Origin of the sequence: Streptomyces kronopolitis (assembly GCF_014646275.1) — a bacterium.
Taxonomy (GTDB): domain Bacteria; phylum Actinomycetota; class Actinomycetes; order Streptomycetales; family Streptomycetaceae; genus Streptomyces; species Streptomyces kronopolitis.
Map to the genome: position 1 here is coordinate 56837 of NZ_BMND01000011.1, position 17891 is coordinate 74727.

17 protein-coding genes are annotated in these 17891 nt (G+C 73.1%); 10 read left to right on the forward strand and 7 right to left on the reverse strand.

Features of this window, described 5'->3' with window-relative positions; translation table 11 throughout:
* Positions 1-53: 53 nt before the first annotated feature.
* Entirely contained in the window at positions 54-995 is a 942-nt protein-coding gene (locus IEY78_RS14595; protein ID WP_189098281.1) for an ROK family glucokinase, read from the forward strand.
* A gap of 125 nt (positions 996-1120) precedes the next feature.
* A complete protein-coding gene (locus tag IEY78_RS14600) occupies positions 1121-1915 on the forward strand; it encodes an endonuclease/exonuclease/phosphatase family protein (protein WP_189098500.1) in 795 nt (264 codons plus the stop codon).
* 1 nt (position 1916) lies between these two features.
* On the opposite strand, the gene IEY78_RS14605 is transcribed toward IEY78_RS14600, so the two are convergent.
* Both IEY78_RS14605 and IEY78_RS14610 read right to left on the reverse strand, forming a co-directional pair.
* Positions 1917-2504 carry a hypothetical protein gene (locus IEY78_RS14605; RefSeq protein WP_189098283.1) on the reverse strand — a complete coding sequence of 196 codons (588 nt, stop codon included), beginning with the start codon at positions 2502-2504 and terminating at the stop codon, positions 1917-1919.
* Complete coding sequence (locus IEY78_RS14610) at positions 2491-3294, reverse strand: alpha/beta hydrolase (RefSeq protein WP_189098285.1); 804 nt, start codon at positions 3292-3294, stop codon at positions 2491-2493. The genes IEY78_RS14605 and IEY78_RS14610 overlap by 14 nt, the downstream gene beginning before the upstream one ends.
* A gap of 162 nt (positions 3295-3456) precedes the next feature.
* Between IEY78_RS14610 and IEY78_RS14615 the strand changes: the two genes are divergently transcribed.
* The 5 genes from IEY78_RS14615 to IEY78_RS14635 all read left to right on the forward strand — a co-directional run bounded on the left by IEY78_RS14615 (position 3457) and on the right by IEY78_RS14635 (position 8653).
* Positions 3457-4191, forward strand: coding sequence for a lysophospholipid acyltransferase family protein (locus tag IEY78_RS14615; protein ID WP_189098287.1), 735 nt, complete (start codon positions 3457-3459; stop codon positions 4189-4191).
* A 49-nt stretch (positions 4192-4240) separates the two neighbouring features.
* Positions 4241-5557 carry a MacS family sensor histidine kinase gene (macS, locus tag IEY78_RS14620; protein WP_373294155.1) on the forward strand — a complete coding sequence of 439 codons (1317 nt, stop codon included), beginning with the start codon at positions 4241-4243 and terminating at the stop codon, positions 5555-5557.
* Between the two features lie 23 nt (positions 5558-5580).
* The gene (locus IEY78_RS14625) at positions 5581-6225 is read left to right on the forward strand and encodes a response regulator (RefSeq protein WP_283781453.1); all 645 of its coding nucleotides are present in this window, start codon (positions 5581-5583) and stop codon (positions 6223-6225) included.
* Positions 6226-6434: 209 nt separating this feature from the next.
* Positions 6435-7463: a 6-phosphofructokinase gene (locus tag IEY78_RS14630; protein ID WP_189098291.1), complete on the forward strand. Its 1029-nt coding sequence runs from the start codon at positions 6435-6437 to the stop codon at positions 7461-7463.
* 173 nt (positions 7464-7636) lie between these two features.
* Positions 7637-8653 (forward strand): NAD(P)-dependent oxidoreductase, encoded by a 1017-nt coding sequence (locus tag IEY78_RS14635; RefSeq protein WP_189098293.1) that lies wholly within the window; start codon positions 7637-7639, stop codon positions 8651-8653.
* On the opposite strand, the gene IEY78_RS14640 is transcribed toward IEY78_RS14635, so the two are convergent.
* A complete protein-coding gene (locus IEY78_RS14640) occupies positions 8619-10586 on the reverse strand; it encodes an anthranilate synthase family protein (protein WP_189098295.1) in 1968 nt (655 codons plus the stop codon). The genes IEY78_RS14635 and IEY78_RS14640 overlap by 35 nt on opposite strands.
* Before the next feature lie 271 nt (positions 10587-10857).
* On the opposite strand from IEY78_RS14640, the gene IEY78_RS14645 reads away from it, so the two are divergent.
* Both IEY78_RS14645 and IEY78_RS14650 read left to right on the forward strand, forming a co-directional pair.
* A complete protein-coding gene (locus IEY78_RS14645; RefSeq protein ID WP_189098297.1) occupies positions 10858-12207 on the forward strand; it encodes a class II 3-deoxy-7-phosphoheptulonate synthase in 1350 nt (449 codons plus the stop codon).
* A 173-nt stretch (positions 12208-12380) separates the two neighbouring features.
* Entirely contained in the window at positions 12381-12647 is a 267-nt protein-coding gene (locus IEY78_RS14650; RefSeq protein WP_189098299.1) for a (2Fe-2S)-binding protein, read from the forward strand.
* A gap of 78 nt (positions 12648-12725) precedes the next feature.
* Here the strand turns inward: IEY78_RS14650 and bfr are convergent, their stop codons facing one another.
* On the reverse strand, positions 12726-13202 hold the full coding sequence (gene bfr, locus IEY78_RS14655) for a bacterioferritin (RefSeq protein WP_189098301.1): 477 nt from the start codon (positions 13200-13202) through the stop codon (positions 12726-12728).
* 148 nt (positions 13203-13350) lie between these two features.
* Between bfr and IEY78_RS14660 the strand changes: the two genes are divergently transcribed.
* Entirely contained in the window at positions 13351-13983 is a 633-nt protein-coding gene (locus IEY78_RS14660; RefSeq protein WP_189098303.1) for a sulfite oxidase-like oxidoreductase, read from the forward strand.
* A gap of 24 nt (positions 13984-14007) precedes the next feature.
* On the opposite strand, the gene IEY78_RS14665 is transcribed toward IEY78_RS14660, so the two are convergent.
* The 3 genes from IEY78_RS14665 to IEY78_RS14675 all read right to left on the reverse strand — a co-directional run bounded on the left by IEY78_RS14665 (position 14008) and on the right by IEY78_RS14675 (position 17886).
* The gene (locus IEY78_RS14665) at positions 14008-14901 is read right to left on the reverse strand and encodes a deoxyribonuclease IV (RefSeq protein ID WP_189098305.1); all 894 of its coding nucleotides are present in this window, start codon (positions 14899-14901) and stop codon (positions 14008-14010) included.
* Positions 14902-14963: 62 nt separating this feature from the next.
* Complete coding sequence (gene pknB / locus IEY78_RS14670) at positions 14964-16925, reverse strand: Stk1 family PASTA domain-containing Ser/Thr kinase (protein ID WP_189098307.1); 1962 nt, start codon at positions 16923-16925, stop codon at positions 14964-14966.
* 124 nt (positions 16926-17049) lie between these two features.
* Positions 17050-17886 carry a thiazole synthase gene (locus IEY78_RS14675; RefSeq protein ID WP_229699954.1) on the reverse strand — a complete coding sequence of 279 codons (837 nt, stop codon included), beginning with the start codon at positions 17884-17886 and terminating at the stop codon, positions 17050-17052.
* Positions 17887-17891: the final 5 nt, after the last annotated feature.

Sequence of the window (17891 nt, forward strand, 5' to 3'; positions counted from 1 at the left end):
CGCCTCCGGTACGGTGGATCCCGGCGGGGTTCGAGCGAAAATCTGAGGGACACATGGGACTCACCATCGGCGTCGACATCGGCGGCACGAAGATCGCGGCCGGCGTGGTCGACGAAGAGGGCTCGATCCTTGAAACGTGCACGGTGCAGACCCCGCATGCCACCGAGGCGCTGACGGAGGCCATCGCGGAGGCGGTGCGCACCGTGGGAGCCGGCCATCAGGTCGAGGCGGTCGGCATCGGCGCCGCCGGCTACGTCGACGAGAAGCGGGCCACGGTCCTGTTCGCACCGAACATCGACTGGCGCCACGAGCCGCTCAAGGACAAGGTCGAACAGCGCGTCGGCCTGCCCGTGGTGGTCGAGAACGACGCCAACGCCGCGGCCTGGGGCGAGTACCGCTTCGGCGCCGGCCAGGGCCACAGCGACGTCATCTGCATCACCCTCGGCACCGGCCTGGGCGGCGGCATCATCATCGGCAACAAGCTGCGCCGCGGCCGGTTCGGCGTCGCCGCCGAGTTCGGCCACATCCGGGTGGTGCCCGACGGACTGCTGTGCGGCTGCGGCAACCAGGGCTGCTGGGAGCAGTACGCCTCCGGCCGCGCCCTGCTGCGCTACGCCCGCCAGCGCGCCTTCGCCACCCCCGAGAACGCCCAGATCCTGCTGTCGCTCGGCGACGGCACCTCCGAGGGCATCGAGGGCCGGCACGTCAGCGAGGCCGCCCGCCAGGGTGACCCGGTGGCCATCGACTCGTTCCGCGAGCTGGCCCGCTGGGCCGGCGCCGGCCTCGCCGACCTCGCCTCGCTCTTCGACCCGTCCGCCTTCATCGTCGGCGGCGGCGTCTCCGACGAGGGCGAGCTGGTCCTGGGGCCGATCCGCAAGTCCTTCCGCCGCTGGCTGGTCGGCAACCAGTGGCGGCCGCACGCCCAGGTGCTCGCCGCCCAGCTCGGCGGCAAGGCCGGCCTGGTCGGCGCGGCCGACCTGGCGCGCCAGGGCTGAGCAGCGGGCGGGCCTACCGCCCGCCGTCACCGCGTCCGGCACCGCCCGCCGCGTCCCCTGGGGGAGGCGGCGGGCGGTGCTCTATCTTGGCCCGCGTGACGATCCCGGTGAGAGGACCCGCCGCCTTGCTCTCGCTCCCCGAGTCCCGTACCGAACCCGGCCCCGCGCCCGACGACAGGGGCGGCGCCACCACCGCGCGGCCCGGCGGCGCGGCCGTGATCCGGGTGCTCAGCTACAACATCCGCTCGATGCGCGACGACCGGGCGGCGCTGGCCAGGGTCATCCGGGCCTGCGCCCCCGATCTCGTGCTGATCCAGGAGGCGCCGCGGTTCTTCCGCTGGCGCAAGGCCGCCGAGAAGCTGGCCCGCGCGTCCGGGCTGGTCCATGTCACCGGCGGTGCCACGGCCGCCGGCCCGATGATCCTGTCCTCGCTGCGCGCCCAAGTCGAGCGCACCGAGGACGTCCTGCTGCCCCGCACCCCCGGACTGCACCGGCGCGGCTTCGCCACCGCCGTGGTCCGTATCGGCGGGGTCCGGCTCGGCGTGCTCAGCTGCCATCTCAGCCTCGCCGACCGGGAGCGCTACGCGCAGGCCGGGCTGCTGCTGGAGCGGCTGGCCGCGCTGGACGTGCCGTACGCGGTGGCCGGGGGCGACCTCAACGACCGGCCGGACGGCCGCAGTTTCCGCCGGCTGGCGGGGGCGCTGACGGATGCCTGGGCGGTGCGGCCGTGGGGCGGGGAGTTCACCTCCACGCCCGGTGACCCGCATCAGCGGATCGACGCGATCTTCACCACCGCAGGGGTGGAGGTGCTCGGCTGCGGGGTGCCGCACGGGCTGCCGGGGGTGGGCGAGGACGACCTCAGGGCGGCCACCGACCACCTGCCGGTGCTGGCCGCCCTGCGGGTGCCGGCCACCGGCTGACTCACACCACCGCGCCGCTGCCCGGCAGGTCGTCGTCCTCGTCGTCGTTCTTCATCCGGGCCACCAGGGTGGCGAACCCGCCGAGGAAGCCGCCGATGCCCAGCAGCGTGATCCACCACGTCACGGGCTGCTGGAGCAGCACCATGGTCACCAGCAGCAGCGGGCCGCCGAGCACCGCGATCCAGGCGAACCTGGCGGTGACGTCGACCTGCGGCAGCGGGGGCGGTTCGGGCGGGGTGAAGTGGCCCTCGTCCGCGTCGTCGAGGTCGTCGTCGGAGGCCTCGGCGGCGTTCCAGTCGCGGGGGCCGACGCCCGGCGCGTAGACCACGAAGCTGCCCGGCCGCGCGGCGCCGGCCGGCGGATCCCCGGCCCCGCCGGTGGGCTTGGTGTCCGCCGCGCCCGGATCATCCGCCGCGCTCTTCCCGTCCTTCCCGTCCTTCTCCTTGCCCTCGCCGTCGCCGGTCGCGGGGGCCGGCGGGATGTCCTCCACGGGGAACGCCGGCTGCTCGCCGTAGCCCGCCACGATCTCGGCCCAGGCGGCCTCTTCGTCCAGCGGGTCCCGGGGGTCGCGGGGGCTATGCTCCGCCACGGTCCGCCGTCCCCTCCCGGGCGGTGCCCGCCGCGTCCGCCGCCTGCGGGGCGAGCCGGGTGATGAAGGCGAGGGTGTCCTCGAAGATCTGCTCGGCGTCGTGGTCGAGCGTCGCGACGTGGTAGCTGCGCTCCAGCAGCGTCTGGCGGACATCGGTCGAGGAGACCCGGCTGAGGATGCGCTCGGAGTCCACCGGCGGGACGACATGGTCCTGCGGGCTGCTCATCACCAGCAACGGCTGGGTGACGCGCGGGAGTTCGGAGTCGACCTGCTGGAAGAACCGGCGCAGCGAGTGCGCGGCGTGCAGCGGCACCCGGTCGTAGCCGACCTCCTCGGCGCCGGGCTTGGCGATGTCGCTGGCGATCCCCTTGGTCGTCCGCACGAGGTGGCGCAGCACCGGCAGCAGCGGTCCGGCGGCGTCGTGCACCTTGTTGGCGGGGTTGACCACCGCGACCCCGCTGATCGCGTCGCCGTGCTTGGCGGCCAGCCGCAGTGCCAGCGCGCCGCCCATCGACAGGCCGCAGACGAAGACCGCGGTGCAGCGCTCGGTCAGCGCCCGCAGTTCACGGTCGACCTCGGCGTACCAGTCCTGCCAGGTCGTGATCTGGAGGTCCTGCCAGCGGGTGCCGTGGCCGGGCAGCAGCGGGAGGCTGACCGTGAGTCCCCGGTCGGCCAGATACTCGGCCCAGGGGCGTACGGACTGGGGGGAGCCGGTGAAGCCGTGGCACACGAGGACGCCGACCTCTCCGCCGTCACGGCGGAACGGCTCGGTTCCGGGAAGGAGCGGCACCGCGGGACTCCGATCGATGAGGGGGCCTGGCGAGTTACCCCAGGGTACGCAACGGGACGGCGGGCGGGTAGGTCCGGTGACGGGCGCGACGCGAGCGGGCCACCGCGGCAGGTTAAGGTCTTTGCGTCACACACAGGAGGCAGTCGGTTGATCTACGGCGCAATGAAGTTTTCCATCGGCGGGTCGCTGAAGCTTGCCTTCAGGCCCTGGGTGGAAGGCATCGAGAACATCCCCGCCGAGGGTCCGGCGATCCTCGCGAGCAACCATCTGTCCTTCTCGGACTCCTTCTTCCTGCCCGCGGTGCTGGACCGGAAGGTCACCTTCATCGCCAAGGCCGAGTACTTCACCTCGCCGGGCGTGAAGGGCAAGCTGACCGCCGCGTTCTTCAAGGGCGTGGGCCAGCTGCCGGTCGACCGCTCCGGCGGCCGCGGCGCGGGCGAGGCGGCGATCAAGAGCGGCATCGAGGTGCTGGAGCGCGGTGAGCTGTTCGGCATCTACCCGGAGGGCACCCGCTCCCCGGACGGCCGGCTCTACCGCGGCAAGCCGGGCGGCCTGGCACGGGTGGCGCTGGCCACCGGGGCGCCGGTCATCCCCGTGGCGATGATCGACACCGAGAAGGTGCAGCCCCCGGGCAAGGTCGTGCCCAAGATGATCCGGCCGGGCATCCGCATCGGCAAGCCGCTGGACTTCACCCGCTACCAGGGCATGGAGGGCGACCGCTTCATCCTGCGGTCGGTCACCGACGAGGTCATGTACGAGATCATGAAGCTGTCCGGCCAGGAGTACGTCGACATCTACGCGACCGCGGCCAAGCGCCAGATCGCCGACGCCGCGAAGGCGGCGGAGGCGAAGCGGAAGGCCGAGGCGGAGCAGGCCAAGAAGGCGGCCGCCGAATAGCACGGACAGGGCCGAGACCGGGCGCGGGCGTCCGGCGAGGGGGACGGCGATGACGGATACCGACACGGACACGGACACCGGGACGGTGCGCGGGGCCCCGGCGGCCCGGCGCCGCGGCGAGCGCCCCGCGAAGGTGCTGCGGATGTCCGTCGAACTCCCGCTGTGGCGGGCGCTCACCGGCTACCGGATCCTCACCCTCCTCTACGCCCTGTTCCTGTTCGCGCTGGCCTACCGGCGCTACGACCATCCGCTCGGCGCCGCCGCGTACATGGGCGCGCTGACGCTCTGGATGGCGCTGACCTGGCGGCGCACCGTGTCGGCGGAGCGCTGCACCCGGCAGTTCCTCGCCGCCGACCTCGCCTTCGCGGTCGGTGGCATCCTGCTCACGCCGCTGGTCGACAGCCACGCCCGCATCATGGGCGGCGGGCCGACGCTGCCGTCCATCTGGACGGCGGGCGCGGTCCTCGGCTTCGCGATCAAGGGCGGCTGGCGCTGGGCGGCGGTGGCCTCCAGCTTCGTGGCGGTGGCCAATCTGGTCGAGCGCCAGGTGCCGGCCCGCGACACCGTCCACAATGTGGTGCTGGTGTGGGTGGCCAGCGTCGGCATCGGCTATGTCGTCGAGGTGGCCCGCTCCAGCGAGCGCACCCTCGCGCGCGCCCTCCAGATCGAGGCGGCCACCCGGGAGCGGGAGCGGCTGGCCCGCGACATCCACGACAGCGTGCTCCAGGTGCTGGCGATGGTGCAGCGGCGCGGCAACGAGATCGGCGGCGAGGCGGCCGACCTCGGCCGGATGGCCGGTGAACAGGAGGTCGCGCTGCGGACCCTGGTCGCCGGCGGGCTGTTGCCGCACGCCGGTCCGCCCGGCGGCGCCGCGACCGCGGTGCCGCACCAGGCGGGGGACGCGCCGCCGGGCGCGGCGTCCGGCAGCGGGCCATGCGATGTGCGGGCGCTGCTCGCGCCGTTCGCCGGCCGCGGGGTCACCTTCTCCGAGCCGGGCGCCCCGGTGGAGCTGCCCGCCGCCGCGGCGGCGGAGCTGGCGGCCGCCGTCAGTGCCGCGCTGGACAATGTCCGGGTGCATGCGGGCGAGGGCGCCCGGGCGTGGATCCTGGTGGAGGACGAACCGGAGGCGGTGCTGGTGACCGTCCGCGACGACGGCCCGGGCATCGCCGAGGGCCGGCTCGCCGACGCCGAGCGGGAGGGCCGCCTGGGGGTGGCCCTGTCGATCCGCGGCCGGCTGCGGGAGCTGGGCGGCAGCGCCCGGTGGGTCTCGGTCCCCGGCCAGGGCACGGAAGTGGAGTTGACGGTTCCCAAGCAGGGCGCGTCGGTCGCGTCCGAGGGCACACGACGGGGGAAGGCGGGCGCGTGAACGAGCAGCCGGCGCTGAAGGTCATGGTGGTCGACGACCACCCGATGTGGCGCGACGCGGTCGCCCGGGATCTGGCGGAGGCCGGGTTCGAGGTCGTGGCGACGGCCGGGGACGGCCTCCAGGCGGTGCGCAGGGCGCAGGCCGCGGCGCCCGATGTGCTGGTCCTCGACCTCAATCTGCCGGGACTGCCCGGCGTGCGGGTGTGCAAGGAACTCGTCGCCGCCCGCCCGGCGCTGCGCGTGCTGGTGCTGTCCGCGAGCGGCGAGCACGCCGATGTGCTGGAGGCGGTCAAGTCCGGGGCGACGGGCTATCTGCTGAAGTCGGCGAGCACCCAGGAGCTGCTGGACGCGGTGCGTCGCACGGCCGCCGGCGACGCGGTCTTCACCCCGGGCCTGGCCGGTCTGGTGCTGGGCGAGTACCGCCGGCTGGCGGCCGAACCTTCCCCCGCGACCCCGGACGAGCCGGGCGCACCGCAGCTGACGGACCGGGAGACCGAGGTGCTGCGCCTGGTCGCCAAGGGGCTCTCGTACAAGCAGATCGCCGAACGGCTGGTCATCTCGCACCGCACGGTGCAGAACCACGTCCAGAACACCCTCGGCAAGCTCCAGTTGCACAATCGCGTGGAGCTGGTGCGCTACGCCATCGAGCGCGGCCTCGACGAGGTGTGACCGGCGCGGCCGCCACCCGGAGGGAGCCGCCACCCGGAGGGAGCCGCTCGTACGGGTGAACGCCCCTCCCCAACTGCCCGGTAAATGCCCGGTAAATCACCGGCATCACTGTTTGCCCCATTCCTGAGTGACCCAGATCACCATTAGCGTGACCGGCGTCGGATCGAAGACGGCCGTGCGCGGCCACTGACGGGATGTAGGTGACAGCGATGCGGGTCGGAGTACTGACCGGCGGCGGCGACTGCCCCGGTCTGAACGCGGTGATCAGGGGTGTCGTCCGCAAGGGCACCCAGGAGTACGGATATGACTTCGTCGGCTTCCGGGACGGCTGGCGCGGGCCCCTGGAGGGCGACACCGTCCCGCTGGACATCCCGGCGGTGCGCGGCATCCTGCCCCGCGGCGGCACGGTCCTCGGATCCTCCCGGACCAACCCCTTCAAGGAGAACGACGGCGTCCGCCGGATCCGGGAGACGCTCGCCAAGGAAGAGGTCGGGGCGCTGATCGCGATCGGCGGCGAGGACACCCTCGGCGTCGCCGCCCGGCTCCACGCCGAGCACGCGATCCCCTGCGTCGGCGTCCCCAAGACCATCGACAACGACCTGTCGGCCACGGACTACACCTTCGGTTTCGACACCGCCGTCGGGGTCGCCACCGAGGCCATCGACCGGCTGCACACCACCGCCGAGTCCCATATGCGGGTCCTGGTCGTCGAGGTGATGGGCCGGCACGCCGGCTGGATCGCGCTGCACTCGGGCCTGGCCGGCGGGGCGAACGTCATCCTGATCCCGGAGCAGCGCTTCGACATCGAGCAGGTCTGCCGGTGGATCGAGTCCCGCTTCAAGGTCCGCTACGCCCCGATCGTGGTCGTCGCCGAGGGCGCGATGCCCAAGGACGGCCAGATGGTGCTCAAGGACGACTCCACCGACTCCTTCGGGCACGTCCGGCTCTCGGGGGTGGGGGAGTGGCTGGCCAAGGAGATCGAGGCGCGGACCGGCAAGGAGGCCCGCACCACCGTCCTCGGGCACACCCAGCGCGGCGGCACCCCCAGCGCCTTCGACCGCTGGCTGGCCACCCGTTTCGGGCTGCACGCCATCGACGCGGTGCGCGACGGCGACTTCGGGATGATGGTCGCGCTGCGCGGCACGGACATCGTCCGGGTGCCGATCGCGGAGGCGACCGCCCGGCTGAAGACCGTCGATCCGGCGCTCTACGCGGAGGCCGGGGTCTTCTTCGGCTGAACTGGGCCGCCGCCCTCCGCCGTCCCCCGCCGGCCGTGCGCCACCCGCCCGCGCCGGGCGGCAGCGCCGGGCGGCGGGCCGTATATTCGCCGTATTCGCCCTTGCGTGACATCTCCGGCCGCCCGCCCGCAGACGGGCGGCGGCCGGCCGGCGCGCGGACCCGGGAGAGCCCAGTGGAGATCGTCGCCTTCGGTGTGCAGAGGGACGAGCGGCCGATCCTGGAGCGGGCCTTCGCCGGCCGCCACCAGATCCGGAGCCTGGACGTCACCCTCGACCGCGACACCGCGCCCATCGCCCACGGCTACGAGATCGTCAGCGCGGGCGTCACCGCCGACCTGGGTGCGGACGTGCTCCAGACCCTCGCCGCCGGCGGCACGAGGATGATCGCCCAGCGCGCCACCGGCTTCCACCGCATCGACCTTCGGGCCGCGGCCGACCTCGGGATGAGCGTCGGCCGGGTCTCCCACTACTCGCCGTACGCGGTCGCCGAATTCGCCTGGGGCCTCGCGCTGGCCGTCAACCGGCGGCTCCTCACGGCCGGCCACCGCACCCGCACCCTCGACTTCCGGCTGGACGGCCTGATGGGCCGCGACCTGCGCGGACGGACGGCGGGGGTGCTCGGCACCGGCCGGATCGGCGAGGCCTTCGCCGAGATCGCCCACGGCTTCGGGATGCGCCTGCTGGGCTGGGACCGCGCCGCGAACCCGCGGTGCGCCGCGCTGGGCATGGCGTACGTCCCGAAGGAGCGGCTGTTCGCCGAGGCGGACCTGATCACCCTGCACGTCCCGCTGGTGGCCACCACCCACCACCTCGTCGACGCCGGTGCGCTGGCCGCGATGAAGGACGACGCGATCCTGGTCAACTCCGGCCGCGGCGGGCTCGTCGACACCGCGGCCCTCCTCGACACGCTCACCGCCGGCCGGCTCACCGGCGTCGCCCTGGACGTCTACGAGGAGGAGGCCGACTCCTTCTCCGCCGACACCTCCCCGGACGTCCTCGGCGACGACACCCTCGCCCGCCTGACGGCCTTCCCGCACGTGCTGGTCACCTCGCACCAGGCGTCCTTCACCGAGGAGGCGGTGGGCCAGATCGTCGAGGCCACCGTGGCCAACGTCGAGGACTACCTGGCCCACCGCACCAACGCGAACATGCTGGTCACACGAGGACAGCTGCCAGCAGCTGCGCGGTGATGGCCGCGCCGTCCAGGGTCAGCACCGACTCGGGGTGGAACTGCACGCCCGCGAAGCCCGGACCGCGCAGCGCGTGCACCTCACCGGTCCGCGCGTCCCGGCTCAACTCGACGCGGTGCATGGCGAGTTCGGCCTCCGTGGTGTCGTCGCAGCGGGCCGTGAAGGTGTTGTAGAAGCCGACCGTCTCCGGGCGGCCGAAGAAGTCGATCCGCTCCTGCGCGCCCTGGAAGGGCACCTCCTTGCGGACCACCTCCAACCCCAGCTCGGCGGCGAGCAGTTCATGGCCCAGGCACACTCCCAGCAGGCCGTGCCGGTGCCCGGCGACCAGCTCGGCGGTGAGGGAGCGCAGCAGGCGCATCTTGGGGTCGGCGGCGTCGGAGGGATCGCCCGGCCCCGGGCCCAGCACGACCGGGCCGCGGTGCGCACGGGCCGCCTCGCGCAGCCCCGGCTCGTCGAAGCGCCGCACGGTGACGCCCAGCCCCGAGGTGCGCAGCAGGTGCGCCAGCATCGCGGTGAAGGTGTCCTCCGCGTCGATGACCAGGGCCTCGCCGCTCAGCTCGGCGATCGGCGCGGTGGTCTGCATCCGCAGCCAGAACGGCGCGAGGTCGGCGCGGCGGGCGTCGAGGGCGGCGCGCACCCGCGGGTCGTCGGCCAGCCGCGGCGGCTGCTTGCCGTCCGCGGGCCGCGCCGGCGCCGGAGCGACCCCCAGCGCGCTGAGCACGCCCGCGGCCTTGGCGTGCGTCTCGGCGACCTCGCCGTACGGGTCGGAGGCGCGCACCAGGGTGGCGCCGACCGGCACCCGCAGCCGGCCGCCGGCCGAGATGTCGGCGGTACGGATCAGGATCGGGGAGTCCAGCGTCCGGGCGCAGCCGCCGTCCGGCCCGTCGCCCGGGGCCCGCCCCAGCAGCGCCAGGGCGCCCGCGTAGTAGCCGCGGCCCCGCCCCTCGCCGTCCACCGGCTCGTGCCGCGCGATGACCCGGCAGGCGTTCTGCACCGGGGAGCCGGTGACCGTCGCCGCGAACATCGTCTCCTTGAGCACCTCGCGCACATCGAGGGTGGAGCGGCCGCGCAGCTCGTACTCGGTGTGCGCCAGATGCGCCATCTCCTTGAGCCGGGGCCCGACGACCACCCCGCCCTTGTCCCCGACGGTGCACATCATCTTCAGCTCCTCGTCCACCACCATGGACAGCTCCTCGACCTCCTTGCGGTCGCCGAGGAACGCCAGCAGGCTCTCGGCCGTCGGGCCGCCGGCCGGGTAGCGGTAGGTGCCGCTGATGGGGTTCATCACGACCGTGCCGCCGGACATCCGCACATGCACCTCGGGGCTGGCGCCGACCAGGGTGTGCACGCCGGGGCGGTGCACCACATACGTCCAGTAGGCGCCGCGCTCACCGGCCAGCAGCCGCCGGAACAGCGCCAGCGCGTCGGCCGCCGAGAAGTCCGCGATCTCGCCCTGGAAGGTCCGGCGGATCACGAAGTTCGCGCCCTCACCCGTGCCGATCTCGTCCCGCACCACCCGCCCGACGATCTCGGCGTAGGCGTCGTCGTCCACGTCGAACGCCCCGTCGCGCACCCGCACGTCATGGGCGGGCAGCGCCGCCAGCAGCTCGTCGAGCGGCACCTCGCGGCTCTCGCGGGGCCGCAGCACGGCCAGCGGGGTGCCGTCGTCGTGGACGTCGAAGCCGCGCTCGCGGATCTGCCGGAAGGGGATCAGCGCGAGCGCGTCGGTCACCGGGGCGTCCGGTGCCTCCTCGCCCAGCGGGATGTCGGCCAGCCGCTCGACCTCGGTGACCTCGCCGATGAGCACCTCGACGGTGCTGCCGTCGCGCCCCGGTGAGCGGCGGCGGAGCAGGGCGAACGGCGGGCAGGCGGGGTCGAGCAGCCGGTGGACGAGGGCGGCGGCGCCGGTGCGGGCGACGGGCTCGCGGTGCATGACGGGGGTTCCTTCCAGGAGAGGAGGAACGGCCGCCGGAAAAGGCTGAAGGCCGCCCCTCGGGCGGCCTTCGCGGAGTGTGTGGTGTGCGCGCGAAAATCAGTGGGCCGCCGGATGAGCGGTCCACCACCAGTTCATGTTCATGGCCGGGTGCGCGTGCATGCCCGTCACCCTACCGGACGCCCCGCGTACCCCGCCGGGCGTGAGCAGTCGCGTCTCACACTCCGGGCGGCGTACGGGAGGCCCGGCGGGACCCCGTAATGTTGGCTTTGTGACCGTGAACGCTGAAACCCACGCCGGTGGCCACACCTGGCGAGACCTGCCCGCGGCGCAGCAGCCTGACTGGCCGGACCAAGAGGCTCTGCGCGATGTGATCGCGGAGCTCGAGTCCTATCCGCCGCTCGTCTTCGCGGGCGAGTGCGACCAGCTGCGCGAGCGCCTGGCGGCAGTCGCCCGTGGTGAGGCGTTCCTGCTGCAGGGCGGCGACTGCGCGGAGGCCTTCGACGCCGTCTCCGCCGAGCACATCCGCAACAAGCTCAAGACGCTCCTCCAGATGGGCGCCGTCCTGACCTACGCCGGGTCCGTCCCGGTGGTCAAGGTCGGCCGGATCGCCGGCCAGTACAGCAAGCCGCGCTCCAAGCCCACCGAGACCCGCGACGGCGTGACGCTGCCGACCTACCGGGGCGACTCCGTCAACGGCTTCGAGTTCACCGAGGCGGCCCGGATCCCGGACCCCGAGCGGCTCAAGCGGATGTACCACGCCTCCGCGGCGACCCTGAACCTCGTGCGCGCCTTCACCACCGGCGGCTACGCCGACCTGCGCCAGGTGCACGCCTGGAACCAGGACTTCGTGAAGTCCTCGCCCTCCGGACAGCGCTACGAGGCGCTGGCCCGCGAGATCGACCGCGCGATGAACTTCATGAACGCCTGCGGGGTGGACCCGGAGGAGTTCCGCACGGTCGAGTTCTACGCCTCCCACGAGGCGCTGGTCCTCGACTACGAGTCGGCGCTGACCAGGGTCGACTCCCGCACCGGCCGCCTCTACGACGTCTCCGGGCACATGCTCTGGATCGGCGAGCGCACCCGTCAGCTCGACGGCGCGCACATCGAGTTCGCCGCGCGGGTGCGCAACCCCATCGGCGTCAAGCTCGGCCCGACGACGACGCCCGAGGACGCGCTGACGCTGATCGAGCGGCTCGACCCGGAGCGCGAGCCGGGCCGGCTGACCTTCATCACCCGCATGGGAGCGGACAAGGTCCGCGACAAGCTCCCCGAGCTGGTCGAGAAGGTCACCGCCTCCGGCGCCCAGGTCGCCTGGATCTGCGACCCGATGCACGGCAACACCTTCGAGGCGGCCTCCGGTCACAAGACCCGGCGCTTCGACGACGTGCTGGACGAGGTCAAGGGCTTCTTCGAGGTCCACAAGAGCCTCGGCACGCACCCGGGCGGCATCCACGTCGAGCTGACCGGTGACGACGTCACCGAGTGCGTGGGCGGCGGCGACGAGATCTTCGTCGACGACCTCCACCAGCGCTACGAGACCGCCTGCGACCCGCGGCTCAACCGCAGCCAGTCGCTCGACCTGGCGTTCCTGGTGGCGGAGATGTACCGCGACCAGTGAGCCGGTGGGCTGCTGACCTGCACTGACGGTCAGGACAACGAAAAGGTGGGGCGCGGATCCTGTGATCCGCGCCCCACCGCGTTGTGCAGCCCCTGCCGTGCCAGGTAAGGTAAGGGTAACCTCACTCAAGATCAGCCGGATCGATGAGGTTCCCCTACGGAGGTGACCCCCGCGTGTACGTCTGCTCTTGCTTCGGCATCACCGAGCAGCAGGTCCGCGACCACGCGGACACCGGCGCCTGCACGCCCCGTCAGATCGCCTCCGCCTGCAAGGCCGGCACCGACTGCGGCAACTGCGTACGCCGCATCCAGGCCCTGCTGGGCCGGGGCGACTGCCCCCGCCGGGAGCTCATCGACAGCGGCGCGCCCGAGCCGCTGGGCGCGGTGGCGGGCGCAGCGGCGGCCGCAGTGGAGCCCGCGGCGCTCTCGGAGGCCGCCTAGCCCGTGCGGCCTGCCCGGGGGTGAGGGGGATCATCCCCTGCCGTCCCGGCGGTGGCCGCAGTGCACCGGCCCGCTCGCTCAGCTCGGCTGCTCGATGAGCTGGGCGATGTAGAGCGCTTCCCCGAGCTTCTCGACGAGTTCCAGCTGGGTGTCGAGATAGTCGATGTGGTGCTCCTCGTCCGCGAGGATGGACTCGAAGATATTCGCCGAGGTGATGTCGCCCTTGGTGCGCATCAGCTCGATTCCGCGCTTGAGCCGGTCGATCGCCTCGACCTCGACCTGCCGGTCGGCCTGGAACATCTCGGTGACGGTCTGGCCGACCCGCACATGGAAGAGCCGCTGGTAATTCGGCAGGCCCTCCAGGAAGAGAATCCGGTCGGTCAGGATCTCCGCGTGCTTCATCTCGTCGAAGGACTCGGAGCGGGTGTAGGCCGCGAGCTTGGTCCAGCCGAAGTTCTCCTGCATCTTGGCGTGCAGGAAGTACTGATTGATCGCGGTCAGCTCGGCGGTCAGCTGCTCGTTGAGGAATTCGAGGACCTCGGGGTCGCCCTGCATGGCTGCGGGCTCCTTCCACGCGAGAACTGGGCAGGTGCCGCGCATCCTCGCACCGCCCGGAGCGGGGCGTCCAGTAAGTGCACGCTTAGTGCGAGTTGCCCCGATCCCTCCCGTCCCTGGTCATCGGCACCCCCGCCGGTCTGACACCATGGAGGGCATGGGTCAGCCGGAAAGCCGCGAAGGGGAGCATCCCCAGCTGCCTCCGGGGCAGCGGCTGCAGCGGGGCTGGCCGGTGACGCATTACGGGCCGGTCCCCAAGTTCCGCCCTGAACGCTGGGAGTTCCGGGCGTTCGGGGCCACCGCCGACGGTGCCAAGCACTGCTGGTCGCACGAGGAATTCACGGCGCTGCCCTACACCACGGTCGTCGCCGATATGCACTGCGTGACGAAATTCAGCATGCTCGGAGCCGAATGGGGCGGGGTGCACACCAAGACCATTCTTGATCTTGCACCGCCGGCGCCCGATGTCACTCATGTGATGGTGTGGGCCGAGTACGGCTTCAGCTCGAATCTGCGGATCGAGGATTTCGCCGCGGAGAACTGCCTCTTCGCCACCCATCGCTCGGGAGAACTCCTCACCGCCGAACACGGCTTCCCGGTCCGCCTGATCGTGCCGCACCTTTACGCCTGGAAAGGCCCCAAGTGGGTCCGCGGTATCGAATACATGCGGGCCGACCGCCGCGGCTTCTGGGAGGAGCGCGGCTACCACAACCTGGGCGACCCCTGGCGGGAGCTGCGCTACTCGTACCAGGAGGAGCCCGGGGACGGCCCCGAGCTCTGATCCCGTCCGCGGCCGGGCGCCGGGTCAGCGCCCGCGCAGCTCCTTGAGGCGGGCCACGTCCGCCGCGTGCCCCTCCTTGCCGCCGGGCGTCTCGACGACCAGCGGGACGCCGGCCGTCGCGGGGTGCCCGAACAGCTCCCCGAAGGGCTCCGCCCCGATGTGCCCCGCGCCGATGTTCTCGTGCCTGTCCTTGTGGGCGCCGGCCACGTCCTTGGAGTCATTGGCGTGGATCAGCTTCAGCCGGCCCTCGCCGGTGACCGCCACCAGCTCGTCCAGCAGCGCCTTCGTCCCGCCCGGCGCCGCCATGTCGTGCCCGGCCGCGAACGCGTGGCAGGTGTCGAGGCAGACCCCCAGCCGGGGGTGCCGGTCCAGCGCGTCGAAGTAGGGGCCCAGGTCCTCGGCCAGGGCGCACAGCGAGGCGCCCTGCCCGGCCGTCGGCTCCAGCAGCAGCCAGGGGTCGTCGGGCTCCGTCAGCTCGTCCAGCAGCGGCCGCATCCGCTCCCTGACCTGCGCCATCGCCACCTCCCGCGGCCGGCCGCCGGTCGCCGAGCCGGTGTGCACGACCACCCCGAGCGCCCCGATCTCCCGGGCGCGCCGCAGCGAGTGGCGCAGCGAGGTCACGGACCGCTCGACCGTGGCCTCGGTGTGCGACCCGAAGTTGATCAGGTACGGGGCGTGGACGTAGACGGGAAGGCGCTCCTCGGCGCAGGCCGCCCGGAACGCCTCGTCCTGCCGCGGGTCGCCGGGCGTCGTCGCCCAGCCGCGCGGATTGGCCACGAAGACCTGGACGACCTCGTCGCCCATCTCCCGGGCGTAGGGCAGGCCGGTCTTCGCCAGGCCGCCGGCCACCGGGACATGGCCGCCGACCGGATTGCGTGCACGGGCGCGCCGCTCGGCGCCCTGGGGGGAATCACTCACCCCCTCAGAGTGCCAGGTGCCCGGCGGCGGCCGTCCCCCGGACGGCCGCCGGGCCGCGCTTCCTACAGGGCGCCCTTGAGCTCGATGGTGATCGTGCCGCCCTTCGGCGCCTTCTTGCCGGGCTCGACGGACTGGGTGTCGACCGTGTCCTTCGGGAAGAAGAACGGCTTCTTCACCTCGACCTGGAAGCCCAGATCCGTCAGCTGCTTCTTGGCGTCGTCGACGTTCTTGCCGGTCACGTCGGGGACGGGGACCATCTCCGGGCCCTTGGACAGCGTCAGGGTGACCGTGTCGCCCTTGCCGCCCCGGGTGCCCTCGGCCGGGTTCTGCCGGGCGACGGTGCCCTTGTCCTGGGTGGAGAAGACCGGCTGGTCGGCGAAGCGCACATGGAAGCCGGCCGCACGCAGCGTGTCCGCGGCGTCCGCGCGCTCGCTGCCGAGCACCCCCGGCACGTCGACCGGCGCGCCCCGGCTGATGGTCAGCCCCACCGCGGTGTCGGGCCGCCGCTCGTTGCCCGAGGGCGGGTCCGTGCGGATCACCGAGCCCTTGGCGACCTCCTCGTCGAAGGCGCGGGTCACGGTGCTCGGGATCAGCCCCAGGTCGCGCAGCTTCCGCTTGGCGTCGGCGAGCGGGGTGCCGGACAGGTCGGGGACGGTGACGTGGTCCGGGCCCCGGGAGACGGTCAGGGTCACCGTGCCGGTGCCGCGGATCTGCTTGCCGGTCGCCGGGTCGGTCTTCATGACGTGACCGCGGTCGACGTTCGAGCTGAAGCCGCGCACCACCTTCACGCCCAGGCCCTCGTCCCGCAGCGTCTTCTCGGCCTTGGCCTGCGGCATGTCCAGCACCGCTGGCACGGCGGTGAACTGGCCGTAGTTGATGTACCAGACGCCCGCGCCCAGCCCCAGGGCCAGCAGCACGGCCGCGATCACGGTCAGCAGCCCCCGCCGGCGCCGCGGCACCCCGCGCCTACCCGGCGCGGCGGGCTCGTCCGGCACCGGCCGCAGCCGGGTGGTCCGCTCCTCCGGCGGCACCTCCAGCCGGCTGGTGCGGTGCAGCTCGGCCTCGCCGGCCCCCGGCAGCGCGCCGTCGGGCCGGGGTATCACGTCCGTCCGCTCCGTGCCGTCGCCGCCCGCGGGCACCTCCCTGGCCTGCGGCGGCACCACGTCCAGCTGGGCCTCGGTCAGCTGCGCGCGGGCCTCCTGGGCGTGGGACAGCAGCGCCACCGCGTCCTGCGGGCGGTGCTGCGGATCACGGGCACAGGCCAGCGCGACCAGGTCGTCCAGCTGCGGCGCCAGCCCGGGCACCAGCCCGGACGGCGGCAGCACGTCCTCGTGCAGATGCTGGTAGAGGATCTGCGCCACCGAGCCGCCGGTGTGCGGCTTGGTGCCGGTGAGCATCTCGTAGAGCACCACACCGCAGGCGTAGACATCGACCCGGGCGTCCGCGGTGCCGTGCTCCATCTGCTCGGGCGCGAGGTAGGAGACGGTGCCCAGGACGGAGCCGGTCGAGGCGGTGGTGTGGGTGTCGACCGCGCGCACCAGCCCGAAGTCGGCGACCTTGACCCGGCCGTCGTCGCCGATCAGGACGTTCTCCGGCTTCATGTCGCGGTGCACCAGCCCGGCGCGGTGCGCGGCCCCCAGCGCGGCCAGGATCGGCTCCAGGATGTCCAGCGCGGCCCGCGGCTGGAGGGCGCCCCGCTCGCGCAGCACGTCGCGCAGCGTGCAGCCGGCGACGTACTCCATCGCCAGATAGACGTATGTGCCGTCCGTGCCCTGGTCGAAGACGCCCACCACATTCGGGTGCGACAGCCGCGCGACCGACTTCGCCTCGCGGATGAAGCGGTCCACGAACGCCCCGTCCGTGGACAGGGTCGGGTGCATCACCTTCAGCGCGAGGACGCGGTCCAGCCGGGTGTCGGTCGCCTGGTAGACCGTGGCCATGCCACCGGCGGCGATGCGCGCCTGGACGCGGTAGCGGCCGTCGAGCAGCTGGCCCACGAGCGGGTCCTGAAGGGTCGTATCCACGGCAGACGAGTCTACGAGCAACATCCGCGAGCTCGAACTCGGCGCCCGCCGCGCGCCCGGACTGCAGCCGAACGGTGACAGGGGACGCGCCGGTGGGAGCGCCGCACTCCCGTGGGCGGGCCGTTCAGAACGCCGGACGCTCCGGATCCAGCTCCGCCCGGCCCTGCGTGGGCGAGGACGCCAGCGCGAAGTGGCGGCGCGGGATCCGGCCCGCGCGGTGCGCCAGCCGCCCCGCCTCGACCGCGTGCCGCATCGCGTGCGCCATCAGCTCCGGCTCCTGCGCCCGGGTCACCGCCGACGCCAGCATCACCGCCGCACAGCCCAGCTCCATGGCCAGCGCGGCGTCCGAGGCGGTGCCCGCGCCGGCGTCCAGGATCACCGGGACCCCGGCCCGCTCGGTGATCAGCTGGAAGTTGTGCGGGTTGCGGATGCCCAGCCCGGAGCCGATCGGCGAGCCCAGCGGCATGATCGCGGCGCAGCCCGCCTCCTCCAGCCGGCGGGCCAGCACCGGATCGTCGTTCGTGTACGGCAGCACCGTGAAACCGTCGTCCACCAGCCGCTCGGCGGCGTCGAGCAGTTCCACGGGGTCGGGCAGCAGGGTGCGCTCGTCGGCGACGACCTCCAGCTTGATCCAGTCGGTGCCGAGCGCCTCCCGGGCGAGCCGGGCGGTGAGCACCGCCTCGCCCGCGGTGAAGCAGCCCGCGGTGTTCGGCAGCACCCGGATCCCGTGCCGCTCCAGTACGGACAGCACCGAGCCGTGCACGGTCGGATCCAGCCGCCGCATGGCCACCGTCGTCAGCTCCGTCCCCGACGCGAGCAGCACCCGCTCCATGACGTCGAGGCTGGGCGCGCCGCCGGTGCCCAGGAGCAGCCGGGAGCCGAAGGTCACGCCGCCGACGGTGAACGGGTCGGCGGCGGGCGCGACGGGAGCCGGGTGCGCGGGGGAAGTGAGGTCGGACATGTCTG